The sequence below is a fragment of the Angustibacter sp. McL0619 genome (genome assembly GCF_049994355.1).
Lineage (GTDB): Bacteria > Actinomycetota > Actinomycetes > Actinomycetales > Angustibacteraceae > Angustibacter.
This window is the reverse complement of sequence record NZ_CP188257.1, coordinates 4,332,186-4,352,540: the sequence shown is the minus strand read 5'-3', so window position 1 is coordinate 4,352,540 and position 20,355 is coordinate 4,332,186. Positions and strand designations below refer to the sequence as shown.

Annotated in this window: 20 protein-coding genes; 19 read left to right on the top strand and 1 reads right to left on the bottom strand. The window is 71.9% G+C overall.

The window, feature by feature from the left end; all coding sequences use genetic code 11:
• Positions 1–57: 57 nt before the first annotated feature.
• The 7 genes from ACPPVT_RS20430 (at position 58) to hemB (ending at position 9,427) form a co-directional block, all read left to right on the top strand.
• Positions 58–3,018, top strand: coding sequence for a helix-turn-helix transcriptional regulator (locus tag ACPPVT_RS20430; RefSeq protein WP_426563531.1), 2,961 nt, complete (start codon positions 58–60; stop codon positions 3,016–3,018).
• A gap of 205 nt (positions 3,019–3,223) precedes the next feature.
• Positions 3,224–3,514, top strand: coding sequence for a glutaredoxin family protein (locus ACPPVT_RS20425; protein WP_426563529.1), 291 nt, complete (start codon positions 3,224–3,226; stop codon positions 3,512–3,514).
• Between the two features lie 170 nt (positions 3,515–3,684).
• On the top strand, positions 3,685–4,401 hold the full coding sequence (locus ACPPVT_RS20420; protein WP_426563527.1) for a redox-sensing transcriptional repressor Rex: 717 nt from the start codon (positions 3,685–3,687) through the stop codon (positions 4,399–4,401).
• Positions 4,398–5,744, top strand: a complete 1,347-nt coding sequence (locus tag ACPPVT_RS20415; RefSeq protein ID WP_426563526.1) for a glutamyl-tRNA reductase — start codon at positions 4,398–4,400, stop codon at positions 5,742–5,744. Before ACPPVT_RS20420 ends, ACPPVT_RS20415 begins: the two co-directional genes overlap by 4 nt.
• Entirely contained in the window at positions 5,741–6,793 is a 1,053-nt protein-coding gene (gene hemC, locus ACPPVT_RS20410) for a hydroxymethylbilane synthase (protein ID WP_426563524.1), read from the top strand. The genes ACPPVT_RS20415 and hemC overlap by 4 nt, the downstream gene beginning before the upstream one ends.
• Positions 6,790–8,433: a uroporphyrinogen-III synthase gene (locus ACPPVT_RS20405; RefSeq protein WP_426563522.1), complete on the top strand. Its 1,644-nt coding sequence runs from the start codon at positions 6,790–6,792 to the stop codon at positions 8,431–8,433. The genes hemC and ACPPVT_RS20405 overlap by 4 nt, the downstream gene beginning before the upstream one ends.
• Before the next feature lie 19 nt (positions 8,434–8,452).
• Positions 8,453–9,427, top strand: a complete 975-nt coding sequence (hemB, locus tag ACPPVT_RS20400; RefSeq protein WP_426563520.1) for a porphobilinogen synthase — start codon at positions 8,453–8,455, stop codon at positions 9,425–9,427.
• Positions 9,428–9,546: 119 nt separating this feature from the next.
• Here hemB and ACPPVT_RS20395 read toward each other — a convergent pair whose 3' ends face one another.
• Complete coding sequence (locus ACPPVT_RS20395; RefSeq protein ID WP_426563518.1) at positions 9,547–10,116, bottom strand: YceI family protein; 570 nt, start codon at positions 10,114–10,116, stop codon at positions 9,547–9,549.
• Positions 10,117–10,242: 126 nt separating this feature from the next.
• On the opposite strand from ACPPVT_RS20395, the gene ACPPVT_RS20390 reads away from it, so the two are divergent.
• The 12 genes from ACPPVT_RS20390 to ACPPVT_RS20335 all read left to right on the top strand — a co-directional run bounded on the left by ACPPVT_RS20390 (position 10,243) and on the right by ACPPVT_RS20335 (position 20,352).
• Positions 10,243–10,734, top strand: coding sequence for a MarR family winged helix-turn-helix transcriptional regulator (locus tag ACPPVT_RS20390; protein ID WP_426563516.1), 492 nt, complete (start codon positions 10,243–10,245; stop codon positions 10,732–10,734).
• Between the two features lie 59 nt (positions 10,735–10,793).
• Positions 10,794–12,158 carry a glutamate-1-semialdehyde 2,1-aminomutase gene (gene hemL, locus ACPPVT_RS20385; protein ID WP_426563514.1) on the top strand — a complete coding sequence of 455 codons (1,365 nt, stop codon included), beginning with the start codon at positions 10,794–10,796 and terminating at the stop codon, positions 12,156–12,158.
• A complete protein-coding gene (locus ACPPVT_RS20380; protein ID WP_426563512.1) occupies positions 12,155–12,796 on the top strand; it encodes a histidine phosphatase family protein in 642 nt (213 codons plus the stop codon). The genes hemL and ACPPVT_RS20380 overlap by 4 nt, the downstream gene beginning before the upstream one ends.
• Positions 12,796–13,395 (top strand): TlpA family protein disulfide reductase, encoded by a 600-nt coding sequence (locus ACPPVT_RS20375; protein ID WP_426563511.1) that lies wholly within the window; start codon positions 12,796–12,798, stop codon positions 13,393–13,395. The genes ACPPVT_RS20380 and ACPPVT_RS20375 overlap by 1 nt, the downstream gene beginning before the upstream one ends.
• Entirely contained in the window at positions 13,392–14,129 is a 738-nt protein-coding gene (locus tag ACPPVT_RS20370; protein WP_426563509.1) for a cytochrome c biogenesis CcdA family protein, read from the top strand. The genes ACPPVT_RS20375 and ACPPVT_RS20370 overlap by 4 nt, the downstream gene beginning before the upstream one ends.
• Positions 14,126–15,811, top strand: a complete 1,686-nt coding sequence (gene resB, locus ACPPVT_RS20365; protein WP_426563507.1) for a cytochrome c biogenesis protein ResB — start codon at positions 14,126–14,128, stop codon at positions 15,809–15,811. The genes ACPPVT_RS20370 and resB overlap by 4 nt, the downstream gene beginning before the upstream one ends.
• On the top strand, positions 15,808–16,833 hold the full coding sequence (ccsB, locus tag ACPPVT_RS20360; protein ID WP_426563505.1) for a c-type cytochrome biogenesis protein CcsB: 1,026 nt from the start codon (positions 15,808–15,810) through the stop codon (positions 16,831–16,833). Before resB ends, ccsB begins: the two co-directional genes overlap by 4 nt.
• Positions 16,817–17,182 carry a TraR/DksA family transcriptional regulator gene (locus tag ACPPVT_RS20355; RefSeq protein WP_426563503.1) on the top strand — a complete coding sequence of 122 codons (366 nt, stop codon included), beginning with the start codon at positions 16,817–16,819 and terminating at the stop codon, positions 17,180–17,182. The genes ccsB and ACPPVT_RS20355 overlap by 17 nt, the downstream gene beginning before the upstream one ends.
• 20 nt (positions 17,183–17,202) lie before the next feature.
• On the top strand, positions 17,203–17,556 hold the full coding sequence (locus ACPPVT_RS20350; RefSeq protein WP_426563501.1) for a hypothetical protein: 354 nt from the start codon (positions 17,203–17,205) through the stop codon (positions 17,554–17,556).
• 386 nt (positions 17,557–17,942) lie between these two features.
• Positions 17,943–19,034, top strand: a complete 1,092-nt coding sequence (locus ACPPVT_RS20345; protein ID WP_426563499.1) for a LacI family DNA-binding transcriptional regulator — start codon at positions 17,943–17,945, stop codon at positions 19,032–19,034.
• Between the two features lie 28 nt (positions 19,035–19,062).
• Positions 19,063–19,527, top strand: coding sequence for a hypothetical protein (locus ACPPVT_RS20340; RefSeq protein ID WP_426563498.1), 465 nt, complete (start codon positions 19,063–19,065; stop codon positions 19,525–19,527).
• A gap of 81 nt (positions 19,528–19,608) precedes the next feature.
• Positions 19,609–20,352, top strand: a complete 744-nt coding sequence (locus ACPPVT_RS20335; protein ID WP_426563496.1) for a phosphotransferase family protein — start codon at positions 19,609–19,611, stop codon at positions 20,350–20,352.
• Positions 20,353–20,355: the final 3 nt, after the last annotated feature.

Here is a 20,355-nt window from a genome sequence, read left to right as displayed (position 1 = left end):
CCGACGCAACCGACAAACGTGTTCGCCCTTGTCGGTGCCGCCCACGATGATGTGGACGTGAGCGCACCGACTGCTGAGCCGACTGCTCCGCTGGTCGGTCGAGCCGAAGAGCTCGACCGGCTGGTGGGGCTGGTCGACGTGCACGCCGAGCTGCCCGCAGCGTCCTGCGTGCTGCTGTCCGGCGACGCCGGGGTGGGCAAGACCCGGCTGCTGTCCGAGCTCCGCCAGGCCGCGCTGGGGGCGGGCTGGCGGGTCGTGGTGGGTCACTGCCTGGACTTCGGCGACAGCACGTTGCCGTACCTGCCGTTCAGCGAGGTCTTCGGGCGGCTGGCCGGCGAGCAGCCGGCCCTCGCCCAGCAGGTGCTGGATGCCTATCCGGCCGTCGGCCGGCTGATGCCCGGTCGCCGGATGCTCGGCGAGGACGCCGGCGACCGGATGGACCGCTCGGCCCTGTTCGAGGCGGTGCACGGGGCGCTGGGCATGTTGGCCGAGCAGGCACCGCTGCTGGTCCTGGTCGAGGACGTGCACTGGGCGGACCAGTCCACCCGCGAGATGCTCTCGTTCCTGTTCGCCCGCGAGTTCGAGCTACCCGTCGCGATCGTCGCGTCGTACCGCACCGACGACCTGCACCGCCGGCACCCGCTGCGGGCCACCGCCGTGCAATGGGGTCGGCTGCCGTCCGTGCATCGGCTGGCGCTGGACCCGCTGGGCGATCGTGCGGTCCGCGCACTCGTGCGTGCCCTGCACCCCGACCCGTTGCCGGAGAGCGAGGTTCGCGGGATCCTGCGCCGCGCCGAGGGGAACGCCTTCTTCGTCGAAGAGCTGGTGGCCGGGGTCGAGCGTGGTGGTGGCCCACTGTCTTGGGACCTCGCCGAGCTGCTGCTGGTGCGCCTCGACCGGCTGGACGACGACGCGCACGCGGTCGTGCGGGCCGCCGCGGTGGCCGGACGCCGGGTTCCGCACCCTCTGCTCGTCCAGGTCGCGGGGCTGGACGAGCCGTTGCTGGATGCTGCGCTGCGCTCGGCGGTCGACGCCAACGTGCTGGTGCCGGCCGGCCGGGACGGCTACGCGTTCCGGCACGCGCTGCTCGCCGAAGCGGTCTACGACGACCTGCTGCCCGGTGAGCGAGTGGCGCTGCACTCCCGGTACGCCGCCGCCCTCGCGTCGGGGGACGTCGTGGGAACGGCGGCTGAGCTGGCCCGGCACGCGCGGGCGGCGCACGACCTGCCGACCGCCGTCCGGGCCAGCATCCAGGCGGGCGACGAGGCGATGAGCGTCGGCGGCCCGGACGAAGCCAGCCAGCACCTGGAGACGGCACTGGACCTGCTCGGCGACGGGGCGCGGGCCGCCGAGCTGGCGCCGGACGTCGACCGCGTGCTGCTCTCGTTGCGCGCCGCCGAGGCCGCGATGGCCGCCGGACGCGTGCACCGAGCGATGGCGCTGACCCAGTCCCAGCTGTCCGCGCTGGACGACGAGACCCCCGCGGCCACCCGGGCGACCGTGCTGCTCACCCTCGCCTCGGTGGCCCTCGTGATGGACACCCCGCTGGACGTGCTCGCCATGACCGGCGAGGCGCTCGACCTGGTCCCGGCGCAGCCCGCGTCCAAGTTGCGGGCGAAGGCGATGAGCATGCACGCGCGGGCCAACCTCGACGTCTACCGGCGTGATGCCGCGGCCCGCTGGGCCAACGAGGCCACCGAGATGGCGACCGAGCTCGGGCTGCCGATGGTGCTGGCCGAGGCAGAGACCACACGGGCCTACCTGGACCGCCGGGCCGGCGATGCCAAGGCATCTCGGGCGACGCTGGAGGCCGTGGCCAGTAAGGCGCGGGCCAACGGTGACGTCTCCTCCGAGCTGCGCAGTCTGTACGGGCTCGGCGCGCTCGCCTTCGAGACCGGCGACCTAGCGGCGGCCAGGGCGGCCTTCGGCGAGGCCGTCGCAGTTGGCGCGAGCCGAGGCCGGCCGTGGGCGCCCTACGCGATCGAGGCACGACAGCAAGGCGCGAACGTGGCCTTTCTGCAAGGCGACTGGGACGACGCGGTGCGGCTGACCGACGTCCGAGACGCCGCGCCGCCGGCCGCGGCTGAGGCTCTGCTGGCGGCGCAGGGTCTCGCCGTGCTCGTCGGTCGCGGCGACCCGCGGGCGGTCGACCTGCTCCGGGCCGTCCGGCCCTGGTGGGACCGCGAGGGCGTGGTGGCGATCTGCTGCGGCCCGATGATCGACGGCTTCGGCGACGCGGGGGACTTCGAGGCCGCCATTGCGGTGCACGACGACATCATCACAGCGGTCACCACTCTGTGGAAGCGTCCGTCGCTGCAGGCCCAGGTGCGGATGTCGGCCCTGCTGCTGGGCCAGCTCGCGGCCGAGGCCGGGCGGGGCGGGTCGTCCGAACGCGACGCCCTCGCCAAGCAGGGGGGCGAGGTCGCAGAGCGCGGGCTCGCAGCGGCCACCTGGTCGAAGGAGCCGCAGGGCCGGCCCGGGCCAGAGGGCGCGGCGTGGCAGCTGCGGCTGGAGGCCGAGCACGCCCGGCTGCGCTGGTTGACCGGGGTCGAGGCACCGGACGTCGACGAGCTGGTGGCCAGCTGGGAACGCACCGTCGGGGCTTTCGAGGTCTTCGGGCACGTTTTCGAGACTGCTCGCTCGCAGGCCCGGTTGGCCTCGGTGCTTCGCGCCGGTGGACGACCGGACGAGTCCGAGCGGCTGCTTACCGCCGCCCGCGAGACCGCACTGCGGCTGGGGGCCCAGCCCCTGCTGTCCGAGCTGCGCCGCCTGGGCTCCGGGGCGAGGGGGCGTCAGCCGTCGGCTCCCGGGGCTGGTGAGCCCGCCGCGTTGACGGCCCGCGAGCGCGAGGTCCTCGAGCTCGTCGGACTGGGCCGCAGCAACGGCGAGATCGGTCAGCAGTTGTTCATCAGCACCAAGACGGTCAGCGTGCACGTGTCGAACATCCTGGCCAAGCTCGGTGCCAGCGGGCGCACCGAGGCGGCGGCGCTGGCCCGGCGCAAGGGCCTGCTCGACTGACCCGTGGCCGGCCGGGCCGCTCGAGCCGGGTGACCCCAGGGCCGGGTGGTGCCGGGGCCGGGTGATGGCGCATCCGTGGTTGCAGCGAACCGGGGGTGATCACCACCACCTCGATGCAGCCACGCCTGCAACCACGCGGCGTACCGGTCTCGAGCCAGCGGAGCTTCGCGGCGAGCCGGCGGCCGGCTCGGGATACCGTTGCGGCGTGGGCGACCAAGGTGCGCAGGAGCCGCGGATCACGCTGATCGGGCGCGACGGCTGCCACCTGTGCGACGAGGCCCGCGAGGTGGTCCGCCGGGTGGCCGACGACACCGGCGCGGGCTGGGTCGAGCAACGCGTGGACGACGACCCCGAGCTGCTGCATCGCTACGGCGAGATGGTCCCGGTGGTGCTGGTGGACGGCTCGCAGCACGACTACTTCAGCGTCGACGAGAAGCGGCTGCGCGCCGCTCTGACCGGCCGTCGAGCGGGCCGTTGGGGCGTCCGCAACAGGTGAGGTGGCTCACCTACCGGGCCTCTTGCGAATCCGCAACTTTGTGCGTGCCTTCACAAGTGCTTATCGTGTAGCCGTTCACCGAACGCGACCCACCCGGGAGCGCGTCGGTGTGGACCGTCTGCTAGCTGCTTGGCGGAGGTCTGCCGTGAGCAAGGAGTGGCGAGCGCACCGTGAAGGACGAGCAGGTCTCGCGCCGGGGCATCCCAGAGGCGACGGTTGCCCGGCTTCCCGTGTACCTGCGTGCCCTCGGCGCCCTCGCTGAGCGCGACACCGTCACGGTCTCGTCCGAAGAGCTCGCAGTCGCAGCCGGGGTCAACTCTGCGAAGCTGCGCAAGGACCTCTCGCACCTGGGCTCGTACGGCGTGCGCGGCGTCGGCTACGACGTCGACTACCTCGTCTACCAGATCTCGCGCGAGCTCGGCCTGACCCAGGACTGGCCCGTGGCGATCGTCGGGATCGGCAACCTGGGTCACGCCCTGGCGGGCTACGCCGGCTTCGCGACCCGAGGCTTCGAGGTCGTCGCACTGTTCGACACCGACCCCAAGGTCGTCGGCGAGACGGTGGCCGGCCTGCCCGTGCGCCCGCTCGACGACCTCGAGGAGGTCAGCGCCCGGCGTCCGATCTCGATCGGGGTGGTGGCAACCCCGGCCGGCCCGGCCCAGCAGGTCTGCGACCGGCTGGTCGCCGCCGGGGTGCGCAGCGTGCTGAACTTCGCGCCCTGCGTGCTGAACGTCCCGGACGACGTCGACGTCCGCAAGGTGGACCTGTCCACCGAGCTGCAGATCCTCGCCTTTCACGAGCAGCGCAAGGCGCTGGCCCGCAGCGCTGCCCGCGATGCCGCGGCCACACTCGCCACCCGCACCCTGGCCGCCGGGGGTGAGGCATGAGCCTGCTGGCCATCGGCCTGTCGCACCGCACCGCTGGGCTGAACCTGCTGGAGCGCGCCGCGCTGACCGGCGACGCAGCCCGCGAGCTGGCGACCGCTGCACTGCACGGCGAGCACGTCAGCGAGTCCCTGGTGCTGGCCACCTGCAACCGCGTCGAGATCTACGCCGAGGTGACCACCTTCCACGGCGGGCTGACCGACCTCGGCGAGGCGCTCTGCTCGGCGACCGGGCTGGCTCTGGACGAGCTCAAGGACCACCTCTACGTGCACTACGCCGACCGTGCGATCACCCACCTGTTCTCGGTGGCGTGCGGCCTGGACTCGATGGCCGTCGGTGAGAGCCAGGTGCTCGGTCAGCTCCGCCAGGCGCTGCGGGTCGCGCACGACGCCGGCGACACCGGCCGCGTGCTGGAGCCACTGATGCAGCGTGCGCTGCGGGTCGGCAAGCGGGCGCACGCCGAGACCGGGATCGACCGGGCCGGCGCCTCGCTGGTCGGCGCCGGGCTGCGCCGGGCCGAGCTCACCGTCGGGCCGCTGGCCGACCTGGACGTCCTGGTGGTCGGCGCCGGCTCGATGAGCGCGCTCGCCGCGACCACCGTGCACCGCGAAGGCGCCCGCTCACTGACCATCGCCAACCGCACGCCCGAGCACGCCCAGCGGGTCGCCGCCGCGGTCGAGGGCCGCTGGGTCCCGCTGTCCGAGCTCGGCGCCGAGCTCGCCGCCGCCGAACTGGTGATCTCCTGCACCGGCGCGGTCGGGCACGTCGTGGACCTCGACATGGCGGCCGCCGCAGCGGCGAAGCGGTCCGCGGCCGGCACCGTCCGCCCGCAGCTGTTCGTGGACCTCGGCCTGCCCCGCGACGTCGACCCGCAGGTCGCCGACCTGCCCGGCGTCCAGGTCGCCGACCTCGAGGTGCTCGGCGCGGACCTGTCCGCCGCCGAGCTGACCGAGGACGTCGACGAGGTCCGCCGCCTGGTCGACGGCGAGGTCGAGGAGTACCTCACCGAGGTGCGCGTGCAGTCCGTGGCACCCACCGTGGTGGCGCTTCGAGCCCGGGCCGCCGAGGTCGTCGAGGCCGAGCTGTCCCGCCTCGGCAACCGGGTGCGCGACCTCGAGCCGGGCGTCCGCGAGGAGCTCGAGCAGACCGTGCACCGGGTCGTCGAGAAGCTGCTGCACGCCCCCACGGTGCGGGTCAAGGAGCTGGCCAGCCGGCAGGACGGCGGCTCGTACGCCGCCGCGCTGCGCGAGCTGTTCGACCTCGACCCCGAAGAGGTCACCGCGATCTCCCAGGTGCCGTCGGAGAGCGACGTCGCAGCCCTGCTGACCGGGGGTGGTCCGCGATGACCGCGCTCCGGCTCGGCACCCGACGCAGCGCGCTCGCGCTCGCCCAGAGCGGCCAGGTGGCCGAGGCGATCACTGCCGCGACCGGCCGCGAGGTCGAGCTCGTAGAGGTGACTACCGAAGGCGACGCGTCCACCGCGCACCTGACCCAGATCGGTGGCACCGGCGTGTTCGCCGCGGCCCTGCGACGGGCCCTGCTGGACGGCGACGTCGACCTCGCCGTGCACTCGCTGAAGGACCTGCCGACGACGCCGGAGCCCGGTCTCGTCATCGCGGCTGTCCCGGCCCGGTCGGACGCCCGGGACGTGCTCGTCGCCCGCGACGGCCTGACCCTCGGCGAGCTGCCGGTCGGTTCCCGCCTGGGCACCGGTTCGCCGCGCCGCGCCGCGCAGGTGCTCGCCCTGGGTCTCGGCCTTGAGGTCGAGCCGGTGCGCGGCAACGTGGACACCCGCCTCGGACTGGTCCGCGACGGCCGGCTGGACGGCGTCCTGCTGGCTCGCGCCGGCCTGCTGCGCCTGGGTCGCGCCGACGAGGCCACCGAGGTGCTCGACCCGTTGCAGGTGCTGCCCGCCCCCGGGCAGGGCGCGCTGGCAGTCGAGTGCCGCGCGGACGACACCGAGCTGGTCGCGGCGCTCGGCGCCCTGGACGACTCCGACAGTCGCGTCGCGGTGACCGCAGAGCGTTCGCTGCTCGCGGCGCTCGAGGCCGGCTGCACGGCACCGGTCGGCGCGCTCGCCGAGGTCGTCGAGTCGCTGGACTCCGCCGGTCACGTCGTCCTGGAGCTGTCGCTGCGCGCTGTCGTTGCTGCACCTGACGGTTCAGACCTGTTGCGCCGCAGTGCTTCTGGCCCGTTCGACCAGCCGGTCGAGCTCGGCCGCACGCTGGCCGCGGAGCTGCTCGCGGACGGCGCCGGCGACCTTGTCACCGAGATTGTCACCGAGATTGTCACCGAGATCGTCACCGACCCGCCCGACCCCCCAGATCGTTCCACGCACGACCCCAGCACGTCCGACCTGTCCAACCACCAGCACTCAACGGAGCGTGTCTCGTGACCCCCACGCCCCCCACCCGCAGCTCCACCGACAGCAAGGGCACTGCACCAGGCAGGGCCACCGGGACGGTCGCCTTCGTCGGCACCGGCCCCGGTGACCCAGGCCTGCTCACCCTGCGCGCGGTCGACCTGATCGCCGCCGCGGACGTCGTCGTCCTCGACCAGCTGTTGGGCGAGCGCCACATCGCCCGCTGGGCGCGTGCCGACGTCGAGTACGTCGACGCCGCCTTCGGCGTGGACGGCGCCCCGCTGACCCAGGCGAACCGCGCCAAGCTGGTCACTCGGGCGGCCAAGGGCGGCCGCCGTGTCGTCCGGCTGATGGACGGCGACCCCTCGACGTTCAACGGTCTGGCCGAGGAGGCACTGGCCTGCCGCAAGGCGGGACTGCCCTTCGAGGTCGTGCCGGGCGTCTCGGCCGTCAGCGCGGTGCCGGCCTACGCCGGCGTACCGCTGACCACCAAGGCCTCGCGCGCCGTCCACGTGATCACCCCGCACGACACCAAGGTCGACTGGGCGCGCTCGACCGGTGACGACGTCACCGTCGTGGTGATGGGCGAGCCGGCCGTGGTCTCGGCCGCGCTGGTCGACCTGCTCGCCGCGGGTCGGGACGGCTCGACCCCGGTCGCGGTGACCAGCCAGGGCACCTCCACCGAGCAGCGCACGCTGACGGCCACCCTGGCGGACGCCGCGGCGAAGGTCGTCGCGTCCGGGCTGCCGCGCCCCGTGCTCGCCGTGGTCGGCGCGCCGGTCGCGCTGCGCGACGAGCTGTCCTGGTTCGAGACCAAGCCGCTGTTCGGCTGGCGGGTGCTGGTGCCGCGCACCAAGGACCAGGCCGTGGCGACCACCGACCGGCTCGCCGAGTTCGGCGCGGTCAGCGAGGTCGTGCCGACCATCTCGGTCGAGCCGCCGCGCACCCCGCAGCAGATGGAGCGGGCGATCAAGGGACTGGTGACCGGCCGCTACGAGTGGGTCGGCTTCACCAGTGTGAACGCCGTGCGCGCGGTCCGCGAGAAGTTCGAGGAGTTCGGCCTGGACGCCCGTGCCTTCTCCGGCCTGAAGGTCGCCGCGGTCGGTGGCGTCACCGCCCACGCGCTGCAGGACTGGGGCATCGAGCCCGACCTCGTGCCCAGCGGCGAGCAGTCGGCGCACGGGCTGCTGGAGGACTGGCCGCCGTTCGACGACGTGCTGGACCCGATCAACCGCGTCTTCCTGCCGCGTGCCGACATCGCCACCGACACCTTGGTGGCCGGCCTGCACGACATCGGCTGGGAGGTGGACGACGTCACCGCGTACCGCACGGTGCGCGCCGCGCCGCCGGCCGCGCCGGTCCGTGAGGCGATCAAGTCCGGGACCTTCGACGCCGTGGTCTTCACCTCGAGCTCGACGGTGCGCAACCTGGTCGGCATCGCCGGCAAGCCGCACGCGTCCACCGTGGTGGCCTGCATCGGTCCGGCGACGGCGAAGACGGCTGAGGAGCACGGCCTGCGGGTCGACGTCCTCGCGCCCGAGGCCAGCGCCGGTGCGCTGGTCGAGGCGCTCGCCGAGTACGGCGCGGGGCTGCGGCTGGCTGCCCTGGAGGCCGGCGAGCCGGTCGTCCGGCCGAGCGAGCGGAAGAACTCGGCCCGCCGCAAGGCGCGCTGAGCGCGGGCTGGTCGACACCATGGGCTACCCCGTCCAGCGGCCGCGCCGCCTGCGCTCGACGCCGGCGGTGCGGCGGCTGGTCGCCCAGACCCGGCTACACCCAGCCGACCTGGTGCTGCCGGTCTTCGTCCGTGAGGGCGCGAGCGAGCCGGTGCCGTTGACCTCGATGCCCGGCGTCGTCCAGCATTCGCTGGAGTCGCTGCGCAAGGTCGCCCGCGAGAGCGTCGAGCTGGGGCTGGGCGGCATCATGCTGTTCGGCGTCCCGGCCTCGCGTGACGCAGTGGGTTCGGGCGCGGACGACCCGGAGGGCATCCTCAACGTCGCGCTGCGCGCGGTTCGCGAGGAGGTCGGGGACGCGACCGTGGTGATGGCCGACCTGTGCCTGGACGAGTTCACCGACCACGGGCACTGCGGCGTGCTGGCGGCGGACGGGTCGGTGGACAACGACGCGACGCTGTCCCGGTACGCGTCGATGGCGCTGGCTCAGGCCGAGGCCGGCGCGCACGTGGTGGGGCTGTCCGGGATGATGGACGGCCAGGTCGGCTACGTGCGGGCGGCGCTGGACGCGGCGGGGCGCTCCGACGTCCTGGTCCTGGCGTACGCGGTGAAGTACGCGTCTGCGTTCTTCGGACCGTTCCGGGAGGCCGTGGAGTCGACGCTGACCGGTGACCGGATGACGTACCAGCAGGACCCGGCGAACCTGACCGAGGCGCTGCGCGAGGTGCGGCTGGACCTCGACGAGGGTGCCGACATCGTGATGGTGAAGCCGGCGCTGCCGTACCTGGACGTCGTCCGGGCGGTGGCCGAGGTGTCCGACGTACCGGTCGCGGCGTACCAGGTCAGCGGTGAGTACGCGATGGTCGAGGCGGCTGCGGCCGCCGGGATGATCGACCGGGAGCGGGCGATCCTGGAGTCGCTGACCGCGATCCGCCGGGCGGGTGCGCAGATCGTGCTTACTTACTGGGCCGCCGAGGTCGCTCGCACCCTCCGCTGACCCGCCCCTCCTGCTTGCTCCACTCCGCCCGCATTACACAGCTCAGGCCGCCCTTTCGCCATGAAAGAGCGGCCTGAGCTGAGCAAACCGGGCGGAGTGGAGCAAGCCCGGGGGTGGGGTCAGGCGGACTTGCCGGCCTCGATCTCGAGGACGAGCTTGACCTTGTCGCCGACCAGCACGCCGCCGGTCTCCAGGGCGACGTTCCACTCCAGGCCGAAGTCCTTGCGCGAGATCTCGGTCTCGGCGGAGAACCCGGCGGTCGGCTTGCCGCCGGCCAGCGGGTTGGCAGCGGCCCCGTTGAACTCCAGCTCGAAGGTGACCGGACGAGTGACGCCCTTGAGGGTCAGGTCGCCGTCCAGCAGGTAGTCCGAGCCGTCGGGGCGGAGGCCGGTCGAGCGGAAGGTCCACTCCGGGTGGGTCTCGACGTCGAAGAAGTCGGCCGAGCGCAGGTGGTTGTCGCGGTTCTCGTCGCGGGTGTCGATGCTGGCCGCGGACACGGTGGCCTCGACGCTCGAGTCGAGCAGGTCCTCGGCGACGGTGATGGTGCCCTCGACCTTGCTGAACCGACCCTTGACCTTGCTCACCATCATGTGCCGGACGACGAATCCGACCTCGGTGTGCGAGGCGTCGATGGTCCAGGTGCCGGCGGTCAGGCCGGACAGGGCGGTGGCGGAGGCGGTGGTGGTCATTTTGCTCCCAGCTTCGTTTCGATGGTTCCGGATGTTGAGGTCTGTGGTCGTGCATTGGTTGTAACTTCAACCACCGTAGAACTAATTCCTTCAATCTTCAACTTTCCGTCCTGTACGCTGGATCACATGAGCACAATCAGCGAGACCCAGCGCGAGACGCGCTGGTTGGACGCCGAGGAGCAGCAGGCCTGGCGCAGCTACGTGCGCGCGAGCCGCCTGCTGGACGAGGAGCTGCGTCGTGGCCTGGAGCGGCACGGCCTCAGCCACCCCGAGTACGAGATCCTGGTCCGGCTGTCCGAGTCGCCCGGGCGCGCCCTGCGGATGTCCGAGGTCGCCGGCGCGGTGGTCAGCTCGCGCAGCCGGCTCACCCACACCGTGGCCCGGCTCGAGCGCGACGGCCTGGTCGCCCGACGAGCCAGCACCTGCGACCGCCGGGGTGTCGAGTGCGCCCTGACCGACAAGGGTTTCGCGGTGCTCGAGCAGGCCGCGCACACCCACGTCGAGCAGGTCCGCGCCCACCTGCTCGACCCGATGACCCGCGAGCAGTTCCTGGCCCTCGGCCGGGCCATGAGCCAGGTCGCGGCAGCACTGGACCCGAAGGACCTGCACCAGGTCTGAGAGACGTCCGTCACGCCTTCCGGGGCGCGGTTGGTGTCCGTCCAGCAATGCTTGCGACAATGCCTGACGTGACCTACCCCGACGACGCCCCGGCCAGCGCTGCGCTCTTCGAGCGGGCCCGCCGGGTCACCCCCGGCGGGGTGAACTCGCCGGTGCGCGCGTTCGGTGCCGTGGGTGGCACGCCGCGCTTCACCGCGCGCGCCGCCGGACCGTACCTGTACGACGCCGACGGACGCGAGTACGTCGACCTGGTCTGCTCCTGGGGGCCGATGATCCTCGGTCACGCGCACCCGCAGGTGCTGGACGCCGTCCGGTCGGCTGCCGAGCACGGGTTCAGCTTCGGCACCCCCAGCGAGAACGAGGTGCTGCTGGCGGAGGAGATCGTCGCCCGGGTCGAGCCGGTCGAGCAGGTCCGCCTGGTCAGCAGCGGCACCGAGGCCACGATGAGCGCGATCCGGCTGGCCCGTGGCTTCACCGGGCGACCCAAGGTGGTCAAGTTCGCCGGCTGCTACCACGGTCACGTCGACGCCCTACTGGCCTCGGCCGGCAGCGGGCTGGCCACGTTCGCGCTGCCGGACAGCCCCGGCGTCACCGGTGCGTCCGCCGCGGACACGCTCGTCGTCACCTACAACGACCTGCCGGCGCTGGAGGCCGTGTTCGCCGAGCACGGCGACCAGGTCGCCTGCGTGATCACCGAGGCGGCGCCAGGCAACATGGGCGTGGTCCCGCCGCTGCCCGGTTTCACCGAGGGCCTGCGCCGGCTCACCGCGCAGCACGGCGCGCTGCTGATCAGCGACGAGGTGATGACCGGCTTCCGCTGCTCGGCGTCCGGCTGGTACGGCCTCGAAGGCCCCTACGCCGCCGGCCCGCCGGACCTGTTCACCTTCGGCAAGGTGATGGGCGGCGGTTTCCCGGCCGCCGCGTTCGGCGGCCGTGCGGACGTGATGGCCCAACTGGCGCCGCACGGGCCGGTCTACCAGGCCGGCACGCTGTCCGGGAACCCGGTGGCCACCGCGGCCGGGCTGGCGACCCTGCGGGGCTGCACGGACGACGTGTACGCCCGGATCTCGCTCGTCGCCGACACCATCGCGACGCACGCGTCCAAGGCGCTCAGCGAGGTCGGGGTGCCGCACGTGGTGCAGCATGCCGGCAGCATGTTCAGCGTGTTCTTCCGCGACGAGGCGGTGCGCGACTACGACGACGCCCGAGCCCAGGACACCGTCGCCTTCCGGCGCTTCTTCCACGCCATGCTGCGCGAGGGCGTGCACCTGCCGCCCAGCGCGTTCGAGGCGTGGTTCGTCTCGGCCGCGCACGACGACCGCGCGGTGGAGCGCGTGCTGGCCGCCCTGCCGGTGGCCGCCCGTGCAGCCGCCGACCCTGCAGCCGCCGACCCTGCAGCATCCTCCGAAAGGACCCTCGGGTGAGCCAGCGCACAGTCGTCCACCTCTTGCGCCACGGGGAGGTGCACAACCCCGAGGGTGTGCTCTACGGGCGGCTGCCCGGATACCACCTGTCCGACCGCGGACGCCGGATGGCCGACCTGGTCGCCGAGTACCTGAAGGGCCACGACATCACCACCGTGGTGTCCTCGCCGCTGGAGCGGGCGCAGGAGACGGCGGCACCGATCGCGGCCGCCCACGACGTGGCCGTGCGGCTCGACGTCCGACTGATCGAGGCAGGCAACTACTTCGAGGGCATGACCTTCGGCGTCGGTGACGGCTCGCTGCGCCACCCCGGGCACTGGCCGAAGATGGTCAACCCGTTCCGGCCGTCCTGGGGCGAGCCCTACGAGCAGATCGCGGCCCGGATGCTGGCCGCGGTCGAGCTGGCTCGCGGGCAGGCCGCCGGGCACGAGGCCGTGCTGGTCTCGCACCAGTCGCCGGTGTGGATCGCCCGGCTCAAGCTCGAGGGACGACGCCTCTGGCACGACCCGCGAAAGCGCCGGTGCAGCCTCGCCTCGCTGACCTCGCTGACCTTCGAGGACGACCGTCTGCTGGCCATCGACTTCAGCGAGCCGGCCGCGAGCCTGCTGCCGGGCGCGAGCAAGGTCGTGGGCGCCTGATGCTCCGCCGTCTCGCCGTCCCGTCCGTGCTGGTCGCGCTCGCGCTGCTGGCCGCGGGTTGCAGCGACGGCTCGGGCACCATCGCGGCGCAGGCGAATGCGGGCGACGGCAAGGGCTACGTCGCCGGTGACGGCACGATCGAGCAGATCGCGCCGGCGCAGCGCAAGACCGCGATCCAGCTGCGCGGCAAGACCCTGGAGGGCAAGGCGGTCGACACCGCCGACTACCGCGGCAAAGTGCTCGTGGTGAACACCTGGGGCTCGTGGTGCGGTCCGTGCAACGCCGAGGCGCCGCTGCTGCAACGAACCTGGGCCGGCTACGCGGGCTCCGGTGACGTGCAGTTCCTCGGCGTGGACACCAAGGAGGGACCGGCTGCCGGGCAGGCGTTCCAGCGCCGGATGGCGCTGACGTACCCGTCGCTCGCCTGGGACGGCGGTGGGGTGCTGCTGCAGCTCAAGGGCAAGGCGAGCGCGACGCCGACGACGGTGGTGATCGACCAGGACGGCAAGCTGGCCGGCCGCATCTCCGGTGAGGTTCAGGGGTCCACGCTGAAGGACCTCGTGGACGACGTCGTCGCCGAGCGGCACGGCGCGTCGTGAGCGAGGTCGTCGGCTCGGGGTCCATGCCGCTCGCGCTGCTCGTCGCGGCGCTGGCCGGACTGGTGTCGTTCGCCTCGCCCTGCGTGCTGCCGCTGGTGCCGGGCTACCTGGGCTACGTCACCGGGCTCGGCGGCCAGACGCTGGAGCAGCGCCAGCGCAGCCGGATGGTCACCGGGGCGGCGCTGTTCGTGCTCGGCTTCACGGTCGTCTTCGTGGTGATGACGACGACGTTCAGCCTGCTCGCGCAGCAGCTGATCGGCCACCAGGACACCCTGATGCGGGTGTTCGGCGTCGTGGTGATCGCGTTGGGTCTGCTGTTCATCGGAGCCTTCCCCGGCAGCGGCCGGATGCTCAAGCCGTCCTGGCGGCCGACGGCCGGGCTGGTCGGCGCTCCGGTGCTCGGTGCGATCTTCGCGATCGGCTGGACCCCCTGCACCAGCCCGACGCTGGCGGCCGTTCTGGCGCTGGCCACCGGCGAGGGCGGCGGTGCCTCACGCGGCGTGGTGCTGGCCGTCGCCTACAGCCTCGGGCTGGGCATCCCGTTCGTGCTGGTCGCGCTCGGCTACGCGCGCGCCTCGAGCACCCTGGGCTGGATGCGCCGCCACCAGCGCGGTCTGCAGCTGGCCGGAGGAACCATGCTCGTGGTGATCGGGGTGCTGATGGTCACCGGGGTCTGGGGCGACCTGATGTCCCGCGCCTCCACCGCGATCCTCGACTTCAAGGTGCCGGTGTGACCGCCACCGACGAGCAGCAGGAGGTCCGGTCGGCGCCGGTGCAGCCACGCCTTGGCCTGGTGGGCTCGTTGCGGTTCGTCTGGCGCCAGCTCACCAGCATGCGCACCGCGTTGTTCCTGCTGCTGCTGCTCGCGGTGGCGGCGGTGCCGGGATCGGTTCTGCCGCAACGCGGGATCGACGCGTCGAAGGTCACCGCCTACCTCGCCGCGCACCCGACGTCCGGGCCGTGGATCGACAAGGTCGGCGGCTTCGAGGTCTACGCCTCCGTCTGGTTCTCGGCGATCTACCTGCTGCTCTTCGTGTCCCTGTGCGGGTGCGTGCTGCCGCGCACCTTGGTCCACCTGAAGGCGCTGCGAGCCCGCCCGCCGCGCATCCCCGCGCGGCTGGAGCGGTTGCCCGCGCACCGCACCCTCGAGGTGCCCGGCTCGCCGGAGGACGTCCTCGAGCTGGCCCGTAAGGCGCTGCGGCGCAGGCGTTTCCGGGTCGAGGTCCGCGACGGCTCGATCAGCGCCGAGCGCGGCTACCTGCGCGAGACCGGCAACCTGGTGTTCCACCTCTCGCTCGTCGTGCTGCTGGTCGCGGTGGCGCTGGGGCACCTGCTCGGCTGGCGCGGCGACGTGGTCGTCCCGGTCGGCACGTCGTTCAGCGACAGCGTCAGCGCGTTCGACACCATCGACCCCGGTCCGTGGGTCAACACCGAGAACCTGCCGCCGTTCTCGGTGGACGTGAAGTCGATGAAGGTGGAGTTCGAGCGGCAGGCCACCCAGCGCGGCGCCCCGCGCGACTTCGAGGCGACGGTGAGCTCGCGGAGCAGCCCCGATGCGGCGCCGCGGCAGAGCACGATCCGGGTCAACCACCCGCTGGTGCTGGACGGCACCAAGGTGTTCCTGCTCGGCAACGGGTACGCGCCGGTGATCACCATGAAGGACAGCACGGGCCAGGTCGTCTACTCCGACGCGACACCGTTCCTGCCGCAGGACGGCAACTACACCTCCACCGGCGTCATCAAGGCGCCCGGGGCGCAGCCGCAGCAGCTCGGTCTGATCGGCCAGTTCCTGCCCACCATGGCGACCGTCGCCGGGATGCCGCGCTCGATCTTCCCCGACGCCCTCGACCCGGCCATTCTGCTGACGGTGCTGGAGGGTGACCTCGGGCTGGGTTCCGGTGCGCCGCAGTCGGTCTACACACTGAACGTGGACAAGATGAAGCCGCTCAAGACGGCGAGCGGAGACACCTTCCGCACGCTGTTGCGGCCGGGCCAGACGATCCAGCTTCCGAACGGGAAGGGCTCGGTCACCTTCGAGCGGGTCGAGCGGTTCGCCGGGCTCTCGATCCGGCACGACCCGGGCAAGGGGTGGGTGCTCGGCGCGGCGATCGCGGCGATGCTCGGACTCGCGCTGTCGCTGTTCGTCCCGCGCCGCCGGGTTTTCGTGCGGGTTCGCCGGGTCGAGGGTGACGGCGACCGGGACGACGGCTCGGACGGTGGCTCGGACGGCGGCTCGGGCGGCGGCTCGGACGACGGCTCGGGCGGCGGCGCGGACGGGGGCGGGACGGCGGGTCGTACTCTGGTCGAGGTCGGTGCGCTCGCGCGGGGCGAGGACACCGGTCTGGACGACGAGCTGCAGCGTCTGCTGGACCAGCTCGACCCCGCAGGCACGCCGCCGACGAGGAGGGACGCGTGAGCGTCAACGAGAGCCTGGCCAACCAGGCCAACGTGCTGCTGTACGGCGCGATGGCCGCCTACGCGTGCGCGTTCATCGCGTACACGATCGACCTGGCCGGAGGAGCCGCCCGGGCCGAGCGTGAGCGGGACGCCGCCACGGCGCCGGCCCGCGAGCCGGCTGCGGTCGGGGCGGCGAGCGAGTTCACGGGTCCGTCGTCCAGCGTCTCGTCCGGTGCGTCGTCCGGCGTTGACCTGGCCGCGGACACCTCCTCACGCGAACGGCGCCAGGCGGCTGCTATCGGCACCTCCCTGACCATCCTGGCGCTGGTGCTGCACGTCGCCTCGGTGACCATGCGCGGCGTCGCGGTGCAGCGGCCGCCGTGGAGCAACATGTTCGAGTTCGCCACTGCCGGCGCCGCGGTGGTGACCCTGGTCTACGTGATCGCGCTGCGCTGGCGGGACCTGCGCTACCTGGGTGCCTTCGTCGTCGGGCCGGTGCTGCTCACCCTGGGCCTGGCCGTGGTGGTGCTCTACACCAAAGCCGCGCAGGTCGTGCCGTCGCTGAAGAGCTACTGGCTGGCCATCCACGTCAGCGTGGCGTTCATCGCGTCCGCGCTGCTGACGCTGGCCTTCTCGCTGACCGTGCTCTACCTGGCTCAGGACCGCCGCGAGGTGCGCCGGGCCAAAGGTCAGTCGGTCGGGCGGTCCTTCATGGACGCCCTGCCGGGCTCACGCGAACTCGACCTGAACTCCTACCGGCTGCACGCGATCGCCTTCCCGCTGTGGACGTTCACGCTCGTCGCGGGCGCCATCTGGGCCGAGAACGCCTGGGGCGCCTACTGGAGCTGGGACCCGAAGGAGGTGTGGACGTTCGTGATCTGGGTGGTCTACGCCGGATACCTGCACGCTCGGGCGACCCGCGGCTGGCAGGGTCGCAAGGCGGCGCGGATCGCGATCGTCGGCTTCGGCTGCCTGCTGTTCAACTTCCTCGTGGTGAACATCTTCTTCGTCGGCTTCCACAGCTATGCCGGGGTCTCCTGAGCCCGACCGCGCGGCGGCGTTGGCCGCCGAGCGATGCCTCGCGGCGGAGCAGGTCGAGGTCCTGACCCGGGACCTGGCGCGCGTCGTCCAGGCCAGCGAGTCGTCCAACGCGGACGACGAGCACGACCCCGAGGGGTCGACGATCGCGTTCGAGCGGGCCCAGCTGAGCGCAATGCTGGACGCCGCGCGGCGGCGGGTGCAGGACGTCGACGGCGCGCTCGCGCGACTGGCCGCCGGGGACGACGGCCGCTGCGAGCGATGCGGTTCGTCGATCGGCGACGAGCGGCTGCTTGCGCGCCCATGGACGCGGCTCTGTATCGCTTGCGCTCGAGATCAGCGTCAGGTCTAAGTCATAAGGAGAGTGCGGGCATGATTCGAGAGGAACTGTCGCGGCTGTTCCGCTATGAGGAGCGCCATCGTCGGCTGATGGCGCGACTGCTCCTTGCCGGCGGCGCGTCACTGGCTGTCTTCCTGATCGGCACTTTGCTGGTCCGGATCACCGAGAGCGGAGCGAAGGGTGGTGCCATCCACGGCGTGGGTGACGCCGCCTTCTTCACCGCTGTGCAGCTTTTGACCGTCTCCTCCTCGTTGCCGAACCCGGTGACTGGAGCCGGCAAGATCATCGACGTCGCCCTGGAGCTGTGGGCGATCTTCGTCGTCACCGCAGTCGCGGGCAGCCTGGCTACCTTCTTCAGCTCCGGCGACTCGGCGAGCGGCGACTGAACCCCTGCCGCGCGAACCCGCCGACAGCGGACCCATCACCCTGGGGCGCACAGAAATCGGTCCGATCTGAATATCATCTTGACCGGTACAGAAAAGTCGATTACTGTACCGGTACAGATCACTGGACGAACTGTAGGAGCTCGAGATGGACCCGATGATGACCGCAATGTTCCTGACTCGCCGAGCGGACGACGACGAGGCGCTCAGCGCGCTACCCAGCGCCCCCGTCGTCCCCCACGTTGGTAGGGTCCCGGTACTTCCGCGCACCCGGAAGGCAGTCGCAGGCGGACTGCGCCACCTGGCCGACGTCATCACCCCGTCCGGGCCGGTACGGCACACCACGGCGCGTTCGGCTGCACGCGGGGAGGCAGGCTGAGTCACCGGACATGGGACGAGTCACGCTGCAGACGATCGCCGAGCACGTCGGCGTGAGCCGGATGACGGTTTCCAACGCGTTCTCCCGGCCTGATCAGCTGTCCGCCAAGCTTCGAGATCGGATTCTGGCGGTCGCGGAGGAACTCGGCTACGGCGGGCCCGACCCCACCGCGCGGGCGCTGGCCAGTGGGACCGCGGGCACGGTGGGTGTGCTGTTGTCCGAGACTCTGACGTACTCCCTGACCGATGAGGTCGCGATGGCCTTCCTCGCTGGAATCAGCGATGAGCTCGCGGCGACAGGGTTGTCACTGACCTTGCTGTCGGCGGCACCCGAAGGTGACATCGTGCCGGCCCGGGACGTCGCCATCGACGGGGCGATCGTGTACTCCTGCAACCCGGACTCCTCTGCCGTCAGCTGGCTGATGCGGCGGCGGCTCCCATTGGTGTTCGTGGATCAGGCCCCCGCGCCGGGCATCACCAGCATCAACGTCGACGACCGGCTCGGCGCGCGCGCCGCCGCCGAGCACGTCATCGACCTGGGGCATCGACAGGTAGCGATCGTGACCACCGGCTTCGCGGGCGACTTCGGACTCCTGACGGACCCGCTCGCGGCCGACACCGCGCACACCGAACGGCAGCGTCTGCTCGGCTGGTTGGATGCGCTTGACGTCGCCGGCATCACGCCAACCGTCGTGCGCCTGCCCCACGAGAACCCCGACGCCATCGGTTACGGCGCCGCCGAGACCCTCCTCGCGAACGACGAACGACCAACCGCCATCCTGTGCTTTTCCGACGCCATCGCCCGAGGCGTCATCCGCGCGATCCAGGACGCCGGACTGCAGGTCCCGGACGACGTGTCGGTCGTCGGCTTCGACGACAACCCGATCAGCCGACGAATCAGCCCGGCGCTCACGACCGTGCGCCAAGACGTAGACGCGAAGGGCCGAGCAGCGGCCACCGCGCTCATGCTGGCCATCACCCGTGCCAAGACCCGCCCTGCCGGCCGTGCCCGACACCTCGTCCTCCCGACCGAGCTCGTCACCCGAAACAGCACCACGGCAGTCCGGTCCTCGGCCGCGGCTGCCCGACGCCCAGCACGCTGAGGGCGCCTTGTCCGGCAGGATGCAGCCCGTGACCGGACAACCCGAGTTTGATGCCGCTGCCCGGTCACGGCGGGGACGCCTGCGAGCCTGGGTCGTCGCACATCCGGCGGACGTCATCGATCTGTTCGTCTACGTGGTCGTCCTGAACCTCGCCGTTCAGTACGTGCCGGCAGTCATCAGCGAGTCCTTCACCCTCTCGTTGCTGACCGCTGCCCTTCTCAAGGTGACGTTGGAGCTGGTTCTCGTCCTCAAGGGCGTCGTTCTCGCTCGATTTCGCAAGGCAACTACGAAGCTGGCCAAGACGACGACTGCCGTCCTGCTCTGGGTGGTGGCGGCCGGGAGCAAGCTCGTCGTGCTCTGGCTGATCGACATCGTGTTCCGTGGTTCGGTCAGTCTGGGCGGATTCATACCCGTGACGTTGCTCGTCATCGCTCTGCTGGCGTCGCGGGCGGCCGTGAGACGTCTGCTCTACGACACGCCTGCTGCGAGCTGAATCGACGGGACCGCAGGGCGCGCAGCTGCGCATCGCAAAATGGGGTGACATCGGTCGTCCACGCCCGCGATCATGGCCGGCGTGGAGGTCGAGGTGGTCGTCGCTCATAGCCAGCGCGCGACCCTGCGTGTCGGCGATGTGTTCCTGAAGATCGACGCCGATCAGGCCCGCACCGATATCGAGGTCGAGGTGATGGCGGTGGCGCCGATCCCGACCCCGGAGATCCTGTGGCGGAACCCGCCCGTGCTCGCGCTGGCCGCTCTTCCGGGGACGGCACTCGGCCACCTCGGCGAGCCGTCTACCGCATCCTCGGCGGCGTGGGCCGCGGCCGGCGCCGCAGTCCGGGCGCTGCACGACGCGCCGCTGCCGCCATGGCCCGGTCGGGACCTCGACGAGCTCGGTTCGCACCTCGCCCGTGAGTGCGAATGGCTCATCGCCAACGACGTTCTTCCCGCCGAGGTGGTCACACGCAACCGTCGACTCGCTGAGACGGCACTCCGGCCGTGGACACCGGTCTTTGTTCACGGCGACCTGCAGGTGGACCACGTCTTCGTCGCCGGTGACCAGGTCACCGGCGTCGTCGACTGGTCCGAGGGAGCCCGGGGTGACGCATTGTTCGACCTCGCCACCCTCACGCTCGGACACCCGGAGCATCTCGGCGACGTCATAGCCGGCTACGGCACCGACGTGGACCTCGAACTCATCCGAGCCTGGTGGTCGTTGCGATGCCTGAGTAACGTCCGCTGGCTGGTCGAGCATGGCTACGGACCGCCCGAGAAGTATCCCGAGGTGGCCGTGCTGCGATCGAGGCATCCGTCCCCTTGACGG

What these genes read in the sequence shown, in the direction of transcription:
- ACPPVT_RS20415 (WP_426563526.1), top strand. Translation starts at nt 4,398, where the DNA reads ATGAGCCTGCTGGCCATCGGCCTGTCGCACCGCACCGCTGGGCTGAAC.
- hemC (WP_426563524.1), top strand. Translation starts at nt 5,741, where the DNA reads ATGACCGCGCTCCGGCTCGGCACCCGACGCAGCGCGCTCGCGCTCGCC.
- hemB (WP_426563520.1), top strand. Translation starts at nt 8,453, where the DNA reads ATGGGCTACCCCGTCCAGCGGCCGCGCCGCCTGCGCTCGACGCCGGCG.
- ACPPVT_RS20395 (WP_426563518.1), bottom strand. Translation starts at nt 10,116, where the DNA reads ATGACCACCACCGCCTCCGCCACCGCCCTGTCCGGCCTGACCGCCGGC.
- ACPPVT_RS20390 (WP_426563516.1), top strand. Translation starts at nt 10,243, where the DNA reads ATGAGCACAATCAGCGAGACCCAGCGCGAGACGCGCTGGTTGGACGCC.
- hemL (WP_426563514.1), top strand. Translation starts at nt 10,794, where the DNA reads ATGCCTGACGTGACCTACCCCGACGACGCCCCGGCCAGCGCTGCGCTC.
- ACPPVT_RS20375 (WP_426563511.1), top strand. Translation starts at nt 12,796, where the DNA reads ATGCTCCGCCGTCTCGCCGTCCCGTCCGTGCTGGTCGCGCTCGCGCTG.
- ACPPVT_RS20355 (WP_426563503.1), top strand. Translation starts at nt 16,817, where the DNA reads ATGCCGGGGTCTCCTGAGCCCGACCGCGCGGCGGCGTTGGCCGCCGAG.
- ACPPVT_RS20350 (WP_426563501.1), top strand. Translation starts at nt 17,203, where the DNA reads ATGATTCGAGAGGAACTGTCGCGGCTGTTCCGCTATGAGGAGCGCCAT.
- ACPPVT_RS20345 (WP_426563499.1), top strand. Translation starts at nt 17,943, where the DNA reads ATGGGACGAGTCACGCTGCAGACGATCGCCGAGCACGTCGGCGTGAGC.